12 protein-coding genes are annotated in these 19,677 nt (G+C 74.4%); 9 read left to right on the top strand and 3 right to left on the bottom strand.

What is annotated here, in order from left to right:
• The first annotated feature begins 121 nt into the window (after positions 1-121).
• Complete coding sequence (locus WME96_RS21990) at positions 122-2,815, top strand: protein kinase domain-containing protein (RefSeq protein WP_437292055.1); 2,694 nt, start codon at positions 122-124, stop codon at positions 2,813-2,815.
• Between the two features lie 6 nt (positions 2,816-2,821).
• Here WME96_RS21990 and WME96_RS21995 read toward each other — a convergent pair whose 3' ends face one another.
• Positions 2,822-4,768 carry a DUF6345 domain-containing protein gene (locus tag WME96_RS21995; RefSeq protein WP_437292056.1) on the bottom strand — a complete coding sequence of 649 codons (1,947 nt, stop codon included), beginning with the start codon at positions 4,766-4,768 and terminating at the stop codon, positions 2,822-2,824.
• Positions 4,769-5,310: 542 nt separating this feature from the next.
• Between WME96_RS21995 and WME96_RS22000 the strand changes: the two genes are divergently transcribed.
• The 6 genes from WME96_RS22000 (at position 5,311) to WME96_RS22025 (ending at position 15,287) form a co-directional block, all read left to right on the top strand.
• Positions 5,311-6,423 carry a polyprenyl synthetase family protein gene (locus tag WME96_RS22000; protein ID WP_437292057.1) on the top strand — a complete coding sequence of 371 codons (1,113 nt, stop codon included), beginning with the start codon at positions 5,311-5,313 and terminating at the stop codon, positions 6,421-6,423.
• Positions 6,420-7,487, top strand: a complete 1,068-nt coding sequence (gene mvk / locus WME96_RS22005) for a mevalonate kinase (RefSeq protein WP_437292058.1) — start codon at positions 6,420-6,422, stop codon at positions 7,485-7,487. The genes WME96_RS22000 and mvk overlap by 4 nt, the downstream gene beginning before the upstream one ends.
• The gene (gene mvaD / locus WME96_RS22010; RefSeq protein ID WP_437292059.1) at positions 7,484-8,497 is read left to right on the top strand and encodes a diphosphomevalonate decarboxylase; all 1,014 of its coding nucleotides are present in this window, start codon (positions 7,484-7,486) and stop codon (positions 8,495-8,497) included. The genes mvk and mvaD overlap by 4 nt, the downstream gene beginning before the upstream one ends.
• Positions 8,494-9,519 carry a hypothetical protein gene (locus WME96_RS22015; RefSeq protein ID WP_437292060.1) on the top strand — a complete coding sequence of 342 codons (1,026 nt, stop codon included), beginning with the start codon at positions 8,494-8,496 and terminating at the stop codon, positions 9,517-9,519. Before mvaD ends, WME96_RS22015 begins: the two co-directional genes overlap by 4 nt.
• A gap of 489 nt (positions 9,520-10,008) precedes the next feature.
• Complete coding sequence (locus WME96_RS22020) at positions 10,009-10,929, top strand: hypothetical protein (protein WP_233561936.1); 921 nt, start codon at positions 10,009-10,011, stop codon at positions 10,927-10,929.
• 209 nt (positions 10,930-11,138) lie between these two features.
• A complete protein-coding gene (locus WME96_RS22025) occupies positions 11,139-15,287 on the top strand; it encodes a PAAR-like domain-containing protein (RefSeq protein WP_437292061.1) in 4,149 nt (1,382 codons plus the stop codon).
• Between the two features lie 18 nt (positions 15,288-15,305).
• Here the strand turns inward: WME96_RS22025 and WME96_RS22030 are convergent, their stop codons facing one another.
• Complete coding sequence (locus WME96_RS22030; protein ID WP_437292062.1) at positions 15,306-16,244, bottom strand: hypothetical protein; 939 nt, start codon at positions 16,242-16,244, stop codon at positions 15,306-15,308.
• A gap of 102 nt (positions 16,245-16,346) precedes the next feature.
• Here WME96_RS22030 and hisC point away from each other — a divergent pair, with 102 nt between their 5' ends.
• Positions 16,347-17,438: a histidinol-phosphate transaminase gene (gene hisC, locus WME96_RS22035; protein WP_437292063.1), complete on the top strand. Its 1,092-nt coding sequence runs from the start codon at positions 16,347-16,349 to the stop codon at positions 17,436-17,438.
• Entirely contained in the window at positions 17,429-18,619 is a 1,191-nt protein-coding gene (locus tag WME96_RS22040; RefSeq protein ID WP_437292064.1) for a tetratricopeptide repeat protein, read from the top strand. Before hisC ends, WME96_RS22040 begins: the two co-directional genes overlap by 10 nt.
• Positions 18,620-18,627: 8 nt before the next feature.
• Here the strand turns inward: WME96_RS22040 and WME96_RS22045 are convergent, their stop codons facing one another.
• Positions 18,628-19,593 (bottom strand): hypothetical protein, encoded by a 966-nt coding sequence (locus tag WME96_RS22045; protein WP_437292065.1) that lies wholly within the window; start codon positions 19,591-19,593, stop codon positions 18,628-18,630.
• Between the last annotated feature and the right edge of the window lie 84 nt (positions 19,594-19,677).

Raw genomic sequence — 19,677 nt, forward strand, 5'->3', positions numbered from 1 at the left:
ACCCCGAGAGCCCCGAGCCCGGCCGGGGGCCACGGGCCGCGGGCGTTGACAACGATAAACGCCTTTGTTCCTATAGCCAATCCACTCGGAGCGGCGCGCGCCCCTGAGAACAGCCGGGAACATGGTGGGCACGGGCCAAGACACCTCCGACGCGGAGCCGACCCAGACGGCGATCATGGGCAAATACCGCCTGATCGCGAAGCTCGGCCGCGGCGGGATGGGGGACGTGTTCCTGGCGATCGCGCGGGGCCCGGGCGCCTTCAACAAGCTCGTCGTTGTCAAGCGCCACCGCGACATGGCCGCGGACGGCGAGCGGGTCGTCACCATGTTCCTCGACGAGGCGAAGCTGTCCGCGCGCCTCAACCACCCCAACATCGTCCAGACCTACGAGGTCGGCGAGGACGACGCCGGCTACTTCACCGTGATGGAGTATCTGGAGGGTCAGCCGCTCAACGCGATCATGCGGGCGGTGGCCCAGGGAGAGGCGGGCACGGAGTCCTTCACGCGCGGCGTCTGGGTCCGGATCGTGGCCGACATGCTCTCGGGCCTCCACTACGCCCATGAGCTGTGCGATTACGACGGCACGCCGCTCGGCATCGTCCACCGCGACGTCTCGCCGCACAACATCTTCGTCACCTACGACGGCGCGGTGAAGCTGCTCGACTTCGGCATCGCCAAGGCGTCGATCAACGCGAACCTCACCGAGACCGGGAAGCTGAAGGGCAAGACGTCCTACATGGCGCCCGAGCAGGCGGCGGACAGCGCGTCGATCGACCGGCGCGCCGACATCTTCGTGGCCGGCATCGTGCTCTGGGAGCTCCTCACGCGCGAGCGGCTGTTCGGGGGCGACGCCGTGAGCGCGCTCTGGAAGCTCGCGGCGCTGGACGAGATCCGGCGGCCCTCGCTCGTCCACCCGGACATCCCGCCGGCCCTCGACGCCATCGTGGCGCGGGCGCTCGATCGCGACCCGGCGAGGCGGTTCGCGACCGCCCAGGAGATGCGCGCGGCGCTCGAGGACTACCTGCGCGGGGCGGGCGAGGACGTCGGCGCCGACGAGGTCGGCGCGAGGATGCGGCGCCTGTTCGCGGAGCGCCGGGCCAGCATGCAGCGGCAGGTCAAGGCGCACCTCGACCGGAGCGCGAGCGCGGCGGACGCGCACCAGGAGCGCCACTCCCGGCTGAGCCAGATCGAGGGCCCGGACGGTCGGCGCCTCCAGACCCTGAGCACCGATGGAGAGATCGGGAACTCGACGCCGCGCACCGCGTCCGACTCGATCGACCGGAGGTCGACGCTCCGCACGGCCGCCACGCCTCAACACCGCAGCTACCTGATCGCCGGGCTCGGCGTGGCCGCCTTGATCGCGGCGGTGGTGATCTCGGTGCGCCGGCCGGACGGGCAGGCGCCCGCGGCCGGCGCCGCGGCGGCCTCCGTCGCCGGGTCTGCCGCGGCCGTGAGCGCTCGCTGCACAGGGGTGCTCCGCGTCCGGATCACGACCGACGACACGGGGACTGCCACCGACATCGCGCCGCCCTACAGCCACGGAGTCTACGACTACCTTCGTCACCTCAACAGCAGCCCGGGTGGCCTCCGTGGCTGTTCCATCGACGTCGACATGCGAGATGCGCAGTATGACCCGGCCAGGACGGAGGAGGTCATCGAGGCGTGGCGGCGCGAGCCCGCGTGGGGCGAGGTCTCCACGCTGTTCGTCTTCGGCACCGGGCCGACCACCCGCGTGGCGCCGAAGCTCACGCACGAGAAGAAGCTCATCATCCCCGGCTCGTACGCCGGCTCGCTCGCCACGCCGGTGCCGATCTCGGCGGACGTCCAGTACGACGAGTTCAACGCGCTCGGCCAGAGCATCGTCGCGACCGAGCACAAGACGAGCCCGGGCTATCCGTACATCTTCTTCCCGGCCACGGATTACTCGACCGCGATCCGCATCGGGATCAAGGCGGCCTGGAAGATCGCGCCCGGGCGCATCGCGATGGTGCACGAGACCATCGACCGGTGTCTCTACTGCGTCGATCCGCTGGCGGCGGGCAAATCGTACGTCGAGCAGCTCCCTGGCATGCTGCTCGGCGAGGACCTGATCGTCCCGCAGACGTCGTCCCTCGAGGACGAGGGGATCATCGTCGACGCGGTGACTCGCTACGTGGAGCGGGAGATCGACAAGAAGCGGGCGAACCCGTCCTACGTCCCCACGAGCTGGTTCTGGGCCGGCAACAGCGTCGTCTCCTCGTCCTTCGTCGGCAAGGGCGCCGCCGCCGCGCAGAGGCTCATCGATCGCGCGTTCCCGGAGAAGGACCGCTGGCAGCTCCGCGTGATCGCGAACAACTGGGGGATCGGCGAGAGGACCCTGAAGATCTGCGGGGACGCGTGCGCCGGCATCTTCTACGGCCTGTTCCCCGTGCCCATCTTCGGCGACACGCAGCACTCGAGCGGCATGGCGGAGATGCTGCGCATCCACCGGACGTACCGTGAGAAGGACGGCCGCCCGCTCGACAGGTACCAGGACCAGTTCTACGTCCAGGGCCACGCGGCGGCGCTCATGTGGCGCAAGGCCGTCGAGCGGGCCATCGATGCCGGCCACGAGAGCCCGACGGGCGAGGACCTGAAGACCGCGCTCGAGGGCTTCCAGAACGTGGTGCTCGACGGGATGACGGCCGGGCCCATCTCGTTCAGCCCGACCGACCATCGACCTCAGGCGAACGAGTCCGTGTACGCGATCAGCGCGAGGGCGGACGCGGGAGGGGTCGTGTTCAGGTTCGTGGATCAGTACTCGATCGAGCTCGATCCGAAGTGGCTCGGCTACTGAGCTCGGCTACGTAGGCCCGGCGAGCCGCCAGAACCCGATCCGCTCGGCGCCCCGGAGGTCCGGGCCGACGGGGCCCTTGCCCCAGAAGTGATCGTCGTAGTTGGGGAGCGTCCATCCCTGGCCATAGGCGCCCATCACGGCGTAGATCACGTCGTCGTCCGGCTGGACCTCTATCGCGGTCGTCACCCACGCCTGGCGCAGCGGCGTCGGCTTCGCGTCGTCGAGCAGGTAGTCCGCGAACATGGCTCCTTCGGTCGTGTCGTCGAACGACTCGGTCGCATAACCGAGCAGGAGGTGCAGGCCGTCGAACGCGCCCGACCACCGGAAGCGCCACGCGCCAGCGTCGTCCTGGAGCGGGCCGCAGGCGGCGACCACCATCCACTCGAGGTTGGAGTTGCCCCAGTGCGCCTCGCTGAAGTGGAGGAATTGGTCGGTCATGGCGCTGCAGAACATGAACCCGAGGCCGTTCGCGTGACCGGTATAGAACGTGAGATCGACCGAGTCCGCGTACGACGCGTCCTGGCCGCCCAGCCTCGGGTCCTTGAAATCGACCTCCCACGCGCGCTGGTCACCCCAGTTGAACCGATCCTCGACGCCGCCCGCCTGGAAGCTCTTCAGCAGCCCGTCGACGTTCGCCGCCGAGTGATCGAGGCCCCCGCAGAGCCCGACCCACTCCGCGCCGACCGCGGCGCGGCCCTCGTTCCCGGGCGACGCGCCGGGCTGCGCGGGCAGCACGGGTGACGCGGCCGGCGCCCCGGACCACGGCGCCGCGCGGGCGAACGAGACCTGCCGCGCCGCGGTCGCGACCAGGCCGTCGGCGTCCGTGACATAGAGAGAGAGCGTCTCCGTCTGCCCGCGAACGCCGGAGTCGCCCGGCGCGATCTGCACCTTCGCGCCGCCAGCGCCCGCGGCGTCCGTCAGGCGAGCCGAGGATACCCACCTGTAAGAGTAGGGAGCAGTCCCCCCGGTGACAGTCGCCTCCGCGGTGCCGATCGCGCCGTCCACGCGCGCCGAGATCGCGGCCCTAGGAGCGTTCATGACGGCCGGCACGATCGCCTTGCGGACGTCCACCGCCTGAGCGCCGATGCCGCGCCGCGCGCTGCACACGTAATGGGGCAGGATCCGCTGCACCTCGCGGGAGAGCGGCGGCGCGTAATAGACGAGCTCCGGCTCGGCCGTGAGCGTCGCGCCGCCGCCCAGCGCGCTGGCGCAGAGCGCGGGCGCCTCGGAGGGCGGGACGATCGCGACGTCCTCGCCGCGCTCGAGCTCGCGCCGCGCGTAGATCAGGTGGGTCACGGCGCCCCCGGCGTCGAACGTCACCCGGACCTTGGCCCCGGGGCCGATCAGCCGGAGCCCCTCGAGCGCGTCCCGGAAGCTCACCTGCGTGTCGAGCTCGGCCCGCGCCACGCGGCGCCCCGCCGCGTCCACCGCCTCGAAGAGCGAGTGGCCCACGGCGACGTCGCGCCCGATCGGCAGGCGCGCGAGATCCAGCGCGGCCCACGCCCGCGCCGCCGCGTCGGGCTCGGGGAGGACGCGGATCGCCGCGAGCGCCTCGAAGTCCATGGCGTCGTCGCCCGGCGAGGTGGCGAAGCCGCGCTCGTCGCGGAACCAGGGCGCCGGCGCGTCGCCTTTCCTCGTCGGCAAGCGCTGGAATCGCGCGCGATCCAGGTAGCGAATCGCGCCGTCGGCCGCCAGGAAGGCGCCCCCGCGGAAGCCCTCCTCCGCGAGCCCGAGCGCGCCGGCGAGCGCGGCCGCCCGCTCCGCGTCGGCGCCGGGGCCGATCACGCGGTAGGCGGGCAGGAAGGTCGCCCTCCTCGCGAAGGGCGCCGTGCCGGACGCACCGTCGCCAGCGCTCTCCGGGCGATCCTCGCGGGCGTCGTGACCGCTGCACGCGGCGGCGCCGACGATCATGACGAGAAAGATGCTCGACATCCCATCCAGCGGTCTCTTCATGAAAGTCCCCTCTTTCCTCCGGTCGCGCGCGGCGCCGCGCGCAACTCCGGAGGAGCGATCTCGCAGGAAGCCTGCGCGCGGCGCTCCCGGCCCGGGGCGCGCGCCCACGCATTGCAGATCCCAAGCCACCTCGGCCCGCGCGGGGCGCGGATCAGGATGAAACCGCGCGAACAGCGGAATTTGCCAGCGAAGCGGAGAGGCGGGGAGATCGTTCGTCTCGCTGTCTCCTCCCGAAACGCAGGCTCGCCGACTCGACAGCTCGGCGCCTCCACGCCGCGTCGACTCCGCGTCTCGCCGCGGACTCCGCCCCTCGCGCTCATGCGCCCTCCGGGAGAGCGTTCCTCCGCAGCCCGCGCCGCGGGCGGCCCGGTCCCGACATCGCGCCCTGGTGAACGGCGCGCCGCCCTCGCCCCGCGCGCCGCAGCAATGGCCGGCGGCCGCCGGGCGGCGCTCCCGGGCGAGGCGCCGGGGAGCGCGCGCCGCGCGCGCGGGCGGCGCAGATTGACCGGCTCGCGCCCGGCTCCTAGGCTGCCGCGCATTCCATGACAGCGCACACGAAGGACGGAGAGGGCGCGCCTCGGGCCGGCGATCGGACGCTCGAGGGGACGGCGGACCCCGGCGCGCGGTTGTTCCTCGACTTCCTCGCCTCGATCCGCCCCCGCATCGAGGAGGCGCTCGAGCGGCGCTGGCGCGACAAGGTGACCGACGTGGAGCGCTACGGCCGCGAGGTCGCGGCCATGGCCCTGGAGGCGAAGAGCCTGACCCTGCGCGGCGGCAAGCGGTTCCGCGCGGGGCTGCTCGTCGCCGCCTACCAGGGCGTCGCGCCGGACGCGCCGCTCGGGCCCGCCATCGACGCCGGCGTCGCGCTCGAGCTGCTCCAGACCTACCTGCTCATCCAGGACGACTGGATCGACGGCGACACCGTCCGGCGGGGCGACCGCACCGCGCACGTCGCGCTGACCGACGTGCTCGGCGACCCGCACCTCGGCGCCTCGTCGGCGATCCTCGCGGGCGATCTCACCTGGGGCTTCGCGCTGAGCGCGCTCGCGGGCGCCGAGGCGCCCCCGGCGACGACGCTCGCGGCCGTGCGGCTGTTCTGCAAGATGCACGAGGACGTCGTGATCGGGCAGCACCTCGACGTGGTCGGGCGGGCCGAGGACGTCGAGCAGATGCACGCGCTCAAGACGGGCAGCTACACGGTGCGCGGCCCGCTCGCGCTCGGCGCCACGCTGGCCGGCGCGCCGGCCGGGACCGTGACGGAGCTCGAGCGGTTCGCGGCGCCGGTGGGCGTCGCCTTCCAGCTCCGCGACGACCTGCTCGGCACCTTCGGCAGCGCCGCCGCGACCGGCAAGCCGGTCGGCAACGACCTGCGCGCCGGCAAGCGCACCGCCGTGCTCGCGGCGGCCGAGGGGCGCCTCGACGCCGCGGGGCGACGCGCCGTCGAGGGCGCGCTCGGCCGCAAGGACGCGAGCGACGAGGCGGTGGCGGCCGCGAGCCTGGCGCTCGAGGCGTGCGGCGCGCGGCGCGCCGTCGAGGAGCGGCTCTCGGCCCTGTGCGGCGAGGCCGAGGTCCTCGGGCGCTCGCTGCCGGTGAGCGCGTCCGCCCGGCAGATCCTGTGCGGGGCGGCGAGCGCGCTCCGGTGGACGGGCGCATGACCGAGGCGCTCGGCCACGCCTCGGGCAAGGTCATCCTGCTCGGCGAGCACGCCGTCGTGTACGGCGCCCCGGCGCTCGCCGCCGGCATCGAGCGCGGCGCCCGGGCGCGGGCGACGCGGTCGTCCAGCGCGAGCGAGCTCTGGCTGGGCGGGGGTGAGCGCGGCGCGGCGCCGGCCGAGGGCGAGGTCGCGCAGGCGTTCGCGGCGCTCCTCGACGCGCTCCCCGGCGCCGGCCCGGTGCGCGTCACCGCGGAGAGCGAGCTGCCGCCCGGCGGAGGCCTGGGCAGCTCGGCGGCGCTCGGGGTCGCGATCGCCCGGGCGGTCGCCGCGCTCGCGCGCGAGACCCCCGTGGCGTCGGTCGCTGCGGAATCGGCCGCCTCGCCCGCGGCGGCCGAGCCGCGCGCGGAGACCGCGCTCGCGCTCGCGCCCGCGTCCCCCGTGCTGGCCGCCGCGGCCGCCTGGGAGCGGGTGTTCCACGGCAACCCGTCGGGCGTCGACACGACGGCGGCGGCCCGCGGCGGGTGCTTCCGCTTCACCCGGGCGCGCGGCGCGACCCCGATCGTCCCGCGCGACGACCTCTGGCTCTGCGTGGGCGCGACGGGCGTGCCGTCGTCCACCCGCAGCATGGTCGACCTCGTGGCGAAGCTCTTCGAGCGCAAGCCCACGCTCGCCGAGAGCTCGATCGCCGGCATCGCCGCGCTCGTGGAGAACGCGGCCCTCGCCGTCGAGGCCGGCGACGCGATCGGCCTGGGCCGGTTGATGGACCTCAACCAGATGCTCCTCGCCGGGATGTTCGTCTCGACCGAGGCGATCGAGGCCCTGTGCAGGCTCGCGCGCGAGGCCGGCGCGCTCGGCGCCAAGCTCACCGGCGCCGGCGGCGGCGGCTCGGTCATCGCGCTGCTGCCGCCCCCTCCGCCCGGCGAGGGCGCCGCCGCGCCCGAGGCCGCCGACCGCGTGCTCGCCGCCTGGCGCGACGCGGGGTACAGCGGCTTCGTGACCCGGGTGAAGGCGGGTGAGACGAGCGTGACGAGCGTGACGACGAGGATGGCCGAGGAGCAAGCATGAGCGCCGTGAGCCGGGCGACCGCGATCGCCCATCCGAACATCGCCCTCGCGAAGTACTGGGGCAAACGGCCCGACGGGCACAACCTGCCCGCCGTCCCGAGCCTCTCGGTGACGCTCGCCGGTATGGCCACGACGACGGAGGTCGCCTTCGACCCCTCGCTCGATCGCGACGAGCTCCACCTCGGCGGCGCGGCGCTGCCGCCCGACGCGGAGGCGACGCGCCGGGTCGCCGGGCTCCTCGACCGGGTCCGCGCCGCCTCGGGCCGGCGCGAGCGCGCCCGCGTGGTCAGCCGCAACGACTTCCCCACCGCCGCGGGCCTCGCCTCGAGCGCGTCCGCGTTCGCCGCGCTCGCGCTCGCCGCGAGCGCCGCCGCGGGCCTGCCCACCGCGCCCGTCCTGGTGAGCGACCTCGCGCGGAAGACCTCGGTCTCGGCCGCGCGCTCCGCCTTCGGCGGCTTCGTCGAGCTCCGCGCCGGGCGCCCCGGCGACGAATCGCTCGCCGCCACGCCGCTCGCGCCGGAGGACCACTGGCCGCTCGCGGTCGTGATCGCGGTGACGCGCGAGGGGCCGAAGGACGTCGGCTCCAGCGACGGCATGCGGCACACGGCGATGACGAGCCCGTACTTCCCTGCCTGGGTCGACGCCGCGCCGTCGCTCTTCGAGGCGGTCCGCGCGGCGGTCGTCGCCCGCGACTTCGCGGCGCTCGGCGCCGCGGCCGAGGCGAGCGCCCTGTGCATGCACGCCTCGAGCATCGCCGCCTCGCCGGGCCTGCTCTACTGGACCGGCGCCACCGTCGAGGTGATCGCCGCGGTGCGGCGGCTCCGCGGCGGGGGCATGCCGGCGTTCTTCACCATCGACGCCGGCCCGCACGTGAAGGTCTTCACGACCCCCGAGGCGCGGGGCGCCGTCGAGCAGGCGCTGCTCGCCGTCCCCGGCGTCCTCCGCACCATCTCGGCCGCCCCGGGCGGCGGCGCCCACCTCGCGCCCCCGGACGGGAGCGCGAGCCCGTGATCGTCCGGGCGCCTGGCAAGCTGGTCCTCTCGGGCTCGTACGCCGTGCTCGAGGGCGCGCCTGCGCTCGTGGCCGCGGTCGATCGGTACGTCCTCGCCGACCCGGCGCGCCCCGCCGACCTCGTCACGGACGAGGTCCAGGCCGCGATCGACGCGGGCGCGCTCGACCAGGCCGTATGGTTCGACGCCTCCGCGCTCCGGTCCGCGCCGGAGCCGCCGACGGGCTCCACCGCGGTCGCGCCGATCGCGGCGAGCCGCAAGCTCGGCCTCGGATCGAGCGCGGCCATCCTCGTCGCGACCCTCGCGGCGCGCGCGGCGGCGGCCGCGACCACGATGGCGGCCGCGGCGGCAGCGGCGGCCGCGGTCGGCCAGCCGATGCCCGCCTGGGACGCCCGCGCGCTCTTCCTCGACGCGCTCGCGGCGCACCGGCGGGCGCAGGGCGGCGGCAGCGGCGTCGACGTCGCGGCGAGCGTCTACGGCGGCGTCCTCTGCTGCCGGCTCGGGCCGGGCGGCGAGCTCGCGGTCGCGCCGCACGCGCTGCCGGGCCGGCTCGCGATCGAGGTCTTCGCCAGCGACGCCGCGGCGCGCACGAGCGACATGCTCGGGCGTGTGCGCGCGCTCGCCGCCCGCGACCCCGCGGCGCACCGCGCGCTGCTCGGCGCGGCCGCCGAGGGGGCGGCCGCCGCCGTGGCTGCCGAGGACACCCGCGCCTTCGTGGCCGCGCTGGATCGCCAGGTCGACGCCCTCGCCGAGCTCGGCGACCGGGCCGGCGCGCCCATTGTCACCCCCGCGCTCAGGTGCCTCCGCCCCGCCGCGACCGCCGAGGGCGCAGCGCTCGCGCCGAGCGGCGCCGGCGGCGGGGACGTCTCGATCTTCGTCGGCCCCGCGACGCCCTCGGCGGCGTTCCTCGAGGCGGCGCGCGCGTCCGGCCTCGATCGCGTGCCGATGTCGCTCGGCGCGCCCGGCGTCCACGTGCTGGACGCAGCCCGTCCGCCCCCCGCGCCGCGCGTCTCCCCCACTTAGCCGCGCCCCCTCGCCGGATCGTGCGCCGCGCGGTGCCGCGGCGCTTGGCACGGACCCCGCTCTGCTCGCTCCGGGCTCCACCGCGGCGCTGCGCCTCGACGGCGCACCGCGGAGCTCCACGGGGTTTCGAGATGCGAAGAGCGGAAAGAGCATGAACTTCGTGGACCTGGCGATGCCGCAGCGCCGCCAGAAAAGCTTTATTTTTCAAGGTGATACCGCCTGGGCGGCCGATGAGCGCGGCGGGCTCCTGGTCCTCCGGGGGCGGGCTCCGCGGGCTGGCCGCCGCCGGCGTGAGCCGCGCGAGCGTGACCTGCGTTCACAGCGCGCTGGCGCGCCGGTGCGGGGGCGCGCGCCCGCGTCGGTCGCCCGGTCGGCTGGCTCGGCGGCGGGGGGTGGTCGACGGGGCGAGGTGGCACGAGGACCAGCGGACGAGGTGAGAGGGGGGACTCCATGACGACGTGCGATCGAGAGCTTTGCCGATTGGAGGATGTGCTTGGCGCGAGCCTGGCCGAGTCGAGGGCGACGCTGGCGGCGTTCGGCGTCCAGGTCGCACCGCTGCGGAGGCGAACCGCGCGCACGTACGTGGGCCGGGTGCTGGTCCACCCGTACAACCTCCTCGTCGTGGGGAGCGCGCTCCTCCTGAGCTTCATCGGCTGGAGCCCGCTGCTCCTGCTGATCGGCCTCGGGGCGGAGCTCCTCATCCTGTGCCTCGTCCCCTGGCGCGGCTACTTCCGCCGCAGCATCGACGCGCAGCTCGACGAGGCCGATCGGGCGGCGTGGTCGAGGGCGCGCGAGTCGCTGATCCGGCAGATGGACATCCGGCACCAGCAGGAGCTCGCGCGGCTCGACCGGCTGATCGACCGTACCCGCGAGAACATCCGGCGGCGCGGCGGCGCCGTCCCGATGCTGCTCGACGACGGCTTCGGCCTGAGCCGGCTGCTGATGAGCTACATCCGCCTCGCGATCGCGCACAAGGCTGGCCAGGAGTCGCTCGCGATGACCAACCACACCGAGCTGATGGAGACGATCCGCGCGCTGGAGGCGGTCCGGAGCACGTCCGCGGGCCGCACGCGCGGGCTGTCGGAGCGGCGGCTCACGATCGCCTACCGGCGCGCCGAGTGCTGGAGCCAGACGCGCGAGGGGCTCGAGGTCGTCTCGCAGAAGCTCGCCGCCATCCTGGAGCTCATCCAGCTCATGCACGAGCAATCGATGACGCCCGTGGACACGCCGTCGACGTGCGCGGAGATCGACCGGTTCATGCGCGAGCTCGACGACCTGGACAACGGCGAGAGCACGCAGCGCGAGCTCGAGGAGCTCGACATGGACATCGATCGAGCGTTCGAGCTCGAGGAGCTCGAGGCGGAGCACAGCCAGCACAGCCGCCCCGCGATGCGCCTTGTCGCGCGCTGACGGCGGGAGGGCGTGAGCTCCGCGCGGTGATCCGGAGAGGCACTGGAGCGACTCACGTGGCTCGTTGGTCCGGGGCCCCGTCCGATCATGCCCCTCCCGCACGGCGACCACCCCCTGATCCGCGCTCCGGGTCATGCAGCTTTCCCGGGTCACCGGAGTCGTGCTCGCGGTTGCAGATGTCTCAGGGGCCGTGAGAGCATCTTGCCACCATGGGTAAGGTCACTGCCCTCCACCTGGACACGATCACCGAGAAATCCGGACACCAGATGACCGGAATGGCGGTGAGCGTGTGCCTGACGCCGGCCGCGCCCAGCCCATTGCCCATCCCCTACCCGACCATGGGCACCGTCGCCGAGGGGATCATCGATCCGTGCATGCGCACGAAGATCGAGGGCGCGAAGATCCTCACGGTCGGCGGCTGCATGAAGGCGTGCCACGGCAACGAGCCCGGCACGCTCAAGGAGGTCGTCAGCCTCAACACGGCCGGGCCCTGCTTCCCGTGGCTCGGCGCGCCGAACGTCCTCATCGAGCTCGGCATGGCCGGCATCACCGGCAGCATGGGCCAGATGAACAAGAGCATCACCGTCGGCGCCGGCGCGAGCGCGAGCAACGCGAGCGGCGGCGGCGGCGGCGGCGGGAGCACGGGCGGCGGCGCCGGGGGGCCGGGCGGCGGCGGGCCGCAGGGCGGGAGCAACAGCGGCGGGGGCGGCGGCGGGAGCAGCCAGGGCGCAGGGCCGCCGAGCCCGCCGGCGCCGCCGGGCGCCGAGGGCCAGGCGGCCGCGGGCCACCCGATCGACGTCGTGACCGGGACGCTGTTCACGATCCCGGCCGTGGACTTCGCGCTCCCCGGGTTCCTGTGGGTGCAGTGGGTCCGCACCTACAGCACCTCGGCCGTGCGCGACCGCTGCGGCCTCGGCTGGGGCTGGTCGCACAGCCTCGCCTGGCGCGCCGAGCGCAGCGGCGATCGCCTCGTCCTCATCGACGATCAGCAGCGCCGCACCGAGATACCGCTGCCCGGGGCCGACGAGGCGTTCCTGCTCCCCCACGGCCGGAAGGTGCTCCGCGACGGCGACGCGCTCGTCGTCGACCTCGACGACGACCTCGTGCGGGTCCTCCGGCCCACCGCGGATCCGAGGTCGTACGCGCTCGTCGAGCTGCGCGATCGCTTCGGCAACGCGGCCCTCCTCGACTGGGACCAGGACGAGATCGTCGCCATCACGGACTCTGTCGGCCGCCGCGCGGCGCTCTCCCGCGAGGGGAACCTGCGGATCTGGAACGTCTCCGTCACCGACGCCGACGGCAAGGAGCACCGGCGGCGCCTCGTGACCTACGAGCTCGACGGGCGGGGCGATCTCGTCCGGGTCATCGACGCGGGCGGCGCGGAGACCCGGTTCAGCTACGACGACGAGCACTACCTGCTCTCGGAGACGCGTCCCGACGGTGTCGTCTTCCACTTCGTGTACCAGGACGTGGGCGGCGAGCAGCGCTGCGTCGAGACCTGGGGTGAGCTGCCCGGCGCCGACATCCTCGCCGCGCTCGGCGACCCCGACGCGCACGCGGCCGGCGGCCCCCGCGGCGTCTTCCACACGCGCATCGCGTACGGGCCCGGGCCTCACCAGGCCGCCGTCACCGACGCGCTCGGCCACGTGCACCGCTACGAGGGCAACGCGCTGGGCCTCGTCGAGCGCTACGTCGACCCGCGCGGCTACGCGATGCTCTTCCGGTACGACGCGGTCGGGCGGCTCGTCGCGGTCACCGACGGCGCCGGCGTCACGCAGCGGCGCCATTACGACGCATCCGGCCGGCTGGCGTCCCTGAGCGACAGCAGCGGCACGATCCGGTACCAGATCGACGCGGAGCGACAGGGGGTCACCACCATCGCCCCGAACGGCGCCCGCTCCACCGCGCTGCGCAAGCAGGGGCGGGTCATCGAGCTCGAGGACGCGCGCGGCAAGACGACCGCCGAGTACAACGCGCGCGGCAAGAACACGAAGATCACGTACCCGAACGGCCTCGCGGACACGCTCGAGTACGACGCGCACGGCAACCTGGTCCGCTACGCCCAGGGAGAGCGCGTGTGGACCTACGTCTACGATCTCCTGGGCATGCCGGTGCGCATCGAGTCGCCGGGCGGCGCGGCGACCACGCTCGAGTACGACTCGTCCGGGAACGTCGTCGGCGTCGTCGGGCCGAGCGGGCAGCGCACCGAGCACGCGTTCGACGGGCTCAGGCTGTGCACCGCGACCTCGTACCCCGGCGGCGGTCGCGCGCGCTATCGCCACGTGGCCGGCGCGCTCGTCGAGCAGGCGCTGCCGGACGGCTCGCGGTGGCTCATGGGGTACGACGCGCTCCTCCGGCTGCGCTGGATCCAGAACGCGGCGGGCGAGCGGAGCACGTTCGTCTACGACCCGTCCGGCAACCTCGTCCGCGAGACGACGTTCACCGGGCTCCAGTACCGCTACGAGTACGACGGCGCGGACCGGCTCGTGTCGGTCCTCCGGCCCGACGAGTCGCTCGTGCGGCTCGCGCGCGACGGCGCGGGCAACGTGGTCGCGCGGGAGTACTCCTCCGGCCTCGTCGAGCGCTTCGAGTACGACCCCCTCGGGCGCGTCGTGCGCGCGACGAACGGCGCCTGCACGACCGAGCTCGCGTACGACGATCGCGGCGCGATCCTCCGCGACACCCAGACCTGCGGCGGCTTCAAGTTCGCCACGAGCTACGACTACGACGAGGGCGGCAAGCTCGTGGGGCGCAGGTACTCCTCCGGCTGGCGCGTGGCGCTGGAGCACGACGTCCACGGGCGGGTCACGGCGATGGGCGTCGGCCAGCCGGACGCCGCCGAGCGCTTCGTCTTCGAGCGCGACGCGCAGGACGGCGAGCGCGCCCGCCGGCGCGAGGGCGGGATCGGGGCCATCTTGACCCGGCGCAACGCCGAGGGCTTCCCCGTCGAGATCCAGGTCGAGGGCGCCCCGGGCGAGGTCGTCCGGGCGCGCGCCTACCGCTGGCACCCGGTCGGGGCGCTGGACGCCGTCGTCGACTCCGAGCGCGGCGAGCGCCGCTACGAGCTGGACGCGCACGGGCGGCCCGTGGAGGCGCGCGGGCTCGGCGTGACCGAGGCGTTCTCCTTCTCGCCCCATGGCACCGCGATGCCGCGCGGCGAAGGCTCGGTCGGCGCCGGCGGGCGGCCGCTCGCGGTGGGAGAGCAGACCCTCTACTGGGACCGCCTCGGCCGGCTGGCGGGCCGGGACGCGCCCGACCCGAAGCGCACGTGGCGCTACGCGTTCGACGACAACGATCGGCTCACGGAGGCGGTGCGCGGCGACGGGCTGAGGGTCCAGTACATCTACGACGCGCTCGGCCGCCGCGTGGCCGAGATCGTCGGCCAGGGGAGCACCTGGTTCGGCTGGGACGGCGACAGCATCGTCGAGGAGCGCACCTCGAGCGGGCAGATCACGCGCCGTGTCTTCGACACGCCGGGCCACGTGCCGCTGCTCGAGTCCCAGGGCGCCGCGAGCTTCCGCCTCGTGGCGACGGACGCCGCCGGGACGCCGTGGCTCTACCTCGACGCCGCCGGCCAGGTCACCGAGATCGATCTGACCACCTGGGGCGAGGTCGCGCACAGGCGCGGCGAGCCGGGCGCGCTCCGCTTCGCCGGGCAGCGCGCCGACGAGCTCACCGGGCTCCACTACAACCGGTTCCGCTACTACGCGCCCGACCTGCGCGTGTTCATCACGCCGGATCCGATCGGCCTGTCGGGCTCGGTGCAGGAGATCGGCTTCGTCCCGAACCCGACGCTGTTCATCGACCCGCTCGGGCTGCTCACGATCATCACGGCCTCGAACGATCCCAAGCTCCACAGCGCGTACTACTCGCAGTACGCGACCAAGTACCCGGGCGCGACGATTCTCAAGCCCAACCAGGTCGTCCCCGGCAGCCTCAAGGGCGAGACCGATGTCGTCATCGACACCCACGGCTGGCCTGGCAGCGTCGAGTGGGCGGGGAAGAAGATCTCGGGGGCCGAGCTCGCGGACAAGCTGAACGCCGCGGGCTTCAACGGGAAGACGCCCGGGACGCGCGTGGACGTCGTCACGTGCAACGGCGGGACGAAGCCGAGCCTCTTCGGCCGGAGCGTCGCGCAGGCGGTGGCCGATCGGACTGGAGCGACGACGTCGGGCGCGACCGCGGTGGGCGCGCCAGGCGCTTCCGCCGCCGAGCGGGCCAACGCGGGGAAGTCGGGGCTGGTCAGCGGGATGCCCACCGGCCTCGGGTCCGGCAACGCCCCGGGCGGCCTGCACGTCAACGGCGGCGGCCACCTGATCACCGACGTCAAGCCGCGCTGGTACACGTTCGGGCAGTGACGGGCGGCGGCCCGCCGGTCAGGGCGCGGCGGCGGTCGCGCCCTCCGGCGCGTCCAGCGCCTCGATCCAGGCCGCGAGCCGCACCTCGTCCCTCGACGGCCCGCCCAGGACCACGACGAGGAACGGGCCGTCACAGACGAAGTAGCGGTCGTACATGTCGCCGCGCCCGAGGGTGATCGGCCCGGGCTCGCTCGGCGCGAGCGCGTCGCCGTCGAGGCGGAAGCGAACCGCATGGCGGGCGTCGCCGAGCGGAGGACCGTCGCCGTCTGCGAGCGGCATGCCGATGAGCTCGTCGTGGACGCGGACCGCGCACAGATCGAGCGGGGGGATCTTCAGCGCGCAGTCGCGATCGAACGGCTTCGCGCCGAGCCACCTCCGCAGCCAGCTCCGCGGCTTGCGCGCCATCGCGACGACCTGCGCGACGGCGGCCTCGAGCGTCTCGGGGCGCGGGCACCGCGCGACGACGACCCGCTCCTCACCCCTGGCCTCGAGCGCGATCACGAAGTCGTCCGGGCCTCGGTGGTGGTGCACCTCCACCTGCGCCGCGGCCCTCGACCACGTCGCGTCGTCGACATCCCTCCACAGCCCGAAGCACGGCAGGACGCGCTCGCCGAAGAGGACGCCCTCGCGCCGGCTCGCGAAGGGCGACGGGAACGACGGGCGCACGAACGAGAACGCGTACGCGCCGGGGGCGTCGCCGGGCGCGCTCTCCGGCAGGGCGCCGTCAGGAACGGGGCCGAACCTGCGCGCGATCTCCTGCCGCAGCTCCAGGAGCGACGCCTCTCCCCGGACGACGCGCCCGACCGACCAGGGCACGCCGGCGGCACGCGGCACGGCGGCCGCCTTGCCCCCCCGCTCCTCCAGGGGGAAATCCGGCGAGAAGATCACGTTCTGCTCGGGCGCGACGGGGGACGACAGCGACGGCACGAGCACGGTCGCACGGCTCATCGTGGGCATGGGGTCACCTTGTAGCGCACGTCGAGGTGTTCCCGGTCAGGCACGGGGTGTATACCGCTCTCCTCCGCCCTCCCCGGGCCCGCGCCGACCGTGGATCGAGACATGCCGCTGCCCGAGTTCCTCCCCGCGTTGCTCCGTCCGGAGCTCGCCGAGCTCCACGCCTACACCCCGGTCGCGGGTCATTTCCCGGTGCGCCTCGACGCGAACGAGAGCCCGCCGCTGCTCTCGGCCGAGGCGCGCGCCGCGCTCCAGCGCGCCGCGGCGCCCGAGGACTGGGGCCGCTACCCCGACGCGCGCCTCGTCGAGCTCCGCGAGGCGATCGCGGCCCGCTGCGGCGTCGACCCCGACGAGATCCTGGCCGGCGTCGGCTCCGACGAGGTGATCTCGATGGTGCTCACCGCGCTCGGCCGCCCGCGGCAAGGCGCGGACGCGGCGAGCGTCGTGTCCGTGAGCCCCACCTTCGTCATGTACAAGCTGAGCGCGCGCGCCCGCGGCATGCGCGCCGTCGAGGTCCCGCTCGACGCCGGCTGGGATCTCGACGTCGCCGCCCTCGCGCGCGCCGTCGCGTTCGCGCGGCCCAACGTCGTCTTCATCGCCTCGCCGAACAACCCGACGGGCGCGCTCATGTCGGAGGACCGGCTCGAGGCGGTCATCGCCGCGGCGAGGGACGCCCTGGTGATCGTCGACGAGGCGTACATCGACTTCGCCCCGCGCGACCAGCTCGCGCTCTGGCGCAGGCACCCGAACGTCGCCGTGCTGCGGACGCTCTCGAAGATCGGCCTCGCGTCGCTGCGCGTCGGCTGGCTCATCGGCGCGCGGGAGCTCGTGGCCGAGCTCGACAAGGTGCGCCAGCCCTACAACATCCCGGTGCCGTCGCAGCGCGCGGCCACCTTCGCGCTGCGCGAGCTCGACGGCGAGCTCCGCCATGTCGCGGCGACCGTGACGGCCGAGCGCGAGCGGCTCGCGCGCGGGCTGACCGACCTCGGCCTCTCGGTCGCGCCGAGCCACGCGAACTTCCTCTGGGTCGGCACGCGCCGCCCTGCCGGCGATGTGTTCGACGCCCTCGCGGCCCGCGGCGTCCTCGTGCGCAGCTTCCACGCGGCGGGCGGGCGCCTCGCGCACCGGCTCCGGATCACCGTCGGCCTCCGCGAGGAAAACGATCGCCTCCTCGCCGAGATCGCCGCGTGCGCGTAGCCCTCCCTGGCCGAGATCGCCCCCTGCGCGCGGCCCTTCGCCGCGCGGCGGAGCGGCTGTCGCCGGTCGCGTGCGTCGCGCTGCTCGCGGCCTTCGCCGGGTGCGCCGCGCCCCGGGTCGCTCGCTCGGTGGACGGCCAGATCCTCGTGGGCCGCCACATCGACGCGCGCTCGTACGCGCTGTACGCCATCGGCGCCGAGGCCGAGGCGCGCGGCGATCTCGCGACGGCTCTCCAGGCCTACGAGCTGGCGGAGGAGAGCGACCCCGACAGCGCGGACATCTGGACCCGCATCGGGGCTGTCCGCTGCCGCCTCGGCCAGCAGGCGGCCGCGGACGACGCGTTCGCCCGCGCCCGCGCGATCGACCCCGACTACGAGCCGGCCCACCGCGAGCACGCGCGCTGCGATCTCTCCGCGGGCCGGCTGGAGGCGGCGCTCGGGCGTGTCGAGCGGGCGATCCAGCTCGATCCCGAGCGCGACGACGGCCTCCTGCTCCGGGCCGAGATCCTGCGGCGGCTCGGCCGGACCGACGACGCGCGCCGCGCGCTGCGGGCGCTGCTCGTGCGCCGCCCCCGGTCGGCGGACGCGTGGCGCGCCCTCCACGCGACCGCCGTGATGTCCGGCGATCGCGCGTCGGCCGAGCAGGCAGCGCGGCGCCTGCGCGAGCTCGCCCCGCCCGGCGTCGCCGCCGGGCGGCCGCCGCCTTCACCGGGACCGCTGGCCGAGCTCGACGAGGCGCTCGTCCTCGGGCAGCTCCGTCGCGCCCGTCGCCTCGCGCGCGACGCGGACCTGCCGCCCGCCGAGGTCGCGGTGCGCGCGGCCGCCCTAGGCCGCGCCGGCGAGGCCCGCGAGCAGGCCGAGCTCGTCTCGGGGGCCGATCCGGCGAGCGCCTCGGCGCTCGTGGCGCTCGCGGTGGCGGCCGATCTGACCGGCGACCTCGACGCGCTGACCCGGGCCACCGACGCGCTCCACGCCGCCGCGGCGGGCAGCGGCCCGGCGGTTCCCCCCTCGCCGCTCGCGCGGCTCCTCTTTGCCGAGCTGCTCTTCCGTCGGGTCGGCCGGGACGCCGCGCTCACCTGGCTCGGCCCGCTGCCGCCGCCCGGCGCCGGGGATCCGCTCTCCCGGGAGGTCGCGCAGCGCGTCCAGCGCGAGCTGGCGGTCGGCGCGCCCGCGGCGCGCTGACGCGTGCCTCAGGGCGAGGGCGTTCTTGCGCCCTTCTTCTCGGTGTACTTCGCGAGATCGAAGGTGAGCTCGAAATCGAGCGTGTTGTCGCCCTCCTTGATCTCGATCTCCTTCTTCACGTCCTGATCGATGGCTGGCAGGAGGGCGGCCGTGAGCACCTTGCCCACGGGGATGTTCTTGATCTCGAACTGGCCGTCGAGGCCGGTCACGTCGTGGGTCGCGAACTTGAGCACGAAGACCTCTGATTTGAGGAACGGCTTCGGCATCTTGTCCACGAGGTGGTAGTAGCCCGGCTGCGGCGGGTGGAACTTCACCGCCTCGCCCTGCGGCATGGCGACGAGGACGGCCATGAAGGGGGCGCCCTCGAGGTTCGGCATGTACGACTCCAGCGGGTCGAGGTTCGCGACCTCGAGCCGCTGTCCGAAGGTCATGGCCACGGTGCGGCTCGAGAACGCGCACCCGTGGATGGTCACCTTCTCGGCCTCCTCGCGCTCGGGCACGTAGCCGCTGTAGTTGACGACGGTGACGAGCGCGTCCGCGAGCGCGTTCTGCTGCCCGACCCGGAACAGCCGCCCGTAGGTGGCCGCGGCCTCGCCGCATTTGCCGACCGGGAAGCTGAGCCTCGCGTCCGGCGGCGGATCGCCCTTGATGGTGACCCGTCCCCGCAGCGTCCCCGTGGGTCCGCTGTACGGCTCTCGCCGCTTCGGGTTCATCACCTTGAGGACGCTCTCCGACGTCAGCGAGATGTCGGACGCCGGCATCGCGCTCGCCGCCGCCGCGGCGCTCCCCGCCGCCGCGGCGCTCCCCGCCGCCGCGGGCGCCGCGCTCCCCGCCGCCGCGGGCGCTGCGCTCGCCGCCGGCGCCGCGCTCCCCGCGGGCGCGCCTCCGGTCGTGTTGCCGCTCTGGCACCCGATCGCCCCGAGCAGCGCGACGCCCGCCACCTGCATCCGCCAGTTGCCTGCTGTCCTCTGCATGTTCTCGCCGCCTCGCATCGGCGCCGACTTTAGCAACTTGCGCGCCCCGCGCAGCAGCGCGCGATCGCCGCAAGCGACGACGCC

The organism is Sorangium sp. So ce406, assembly GCF_051474675.1.
In the GTDB taxonomy this organism is placed as follows: domain Bacteria; phylum Myxococcota_A; class Polyangia; order Polyangiales; family Polyangiaceae; genus Sorangium; species Sorangium cellulosum_G.

Bases quoted from the DNA above. Each gene is read 5' to 3' on its own strand.
- WME96_RS22000 (WP_437292057.1), top strand. From the start codon at position 5,311: ATGACAGCGCACACGAAGGACGGAGAGGGCGCGCCTCGGGCCGGCGAT.
- WME96_RS22030 (WP_437292062.1), bottom strand. From the start codon at position 16,244: ATGCCCACGATGAGCCGTGCGACCGTGCTCGTGCCGTCGCTGTCGTCC.
- WME96_RS22045 (WP_437292065.1), bottom strand. From the start codon at position 19,593: ATGCAGAGGACAGCAGGCAACTGGCGGATGCAGGTGGCGGGCGTCGCG.
- WME96_RS21990 (WP_437292055.1), top strand. From the start codon at position 122: ATGGTGGGCACGGGCCAAGACACCTCCGACGCGGAGCCGACCCAGACG.
- mvk (WP_437292058.1), top strand. From the start codon at position 6,420: ATGACCGAGGCGCTCGGCCACGCCTCGGGCAAGGTCATCCTGCTCGGC.
- hisC (WP_437292063.1), top strand. From the start codon at position 16,347: ATGCCGCTGCCCGAGTTCCTCCCCGCGTTGCTCCGTCCGGAGCTCGCC.
- WME96_RS21995 (WP_437292056.1), bottom strand. From the start codon at position 4,768: ATGAAGAGACCGCTGGATGGGATGTCGAGCATCTTTCTCGTCATGATC.
- mvaD (WP_437292059.1), top strand. From the start codon at position 7,484: ATGAGCGCCGTGAGCCGGGCGACCGCGATCGCCCATCCGAACATCGCC.
- WME96_RS22025 (WP_437292061.1), top strand. From the start codon at position 11,139: ATGGGTAAGGTCACTGCCCTCCACCTGGACACGATCACCGAGAAATCC.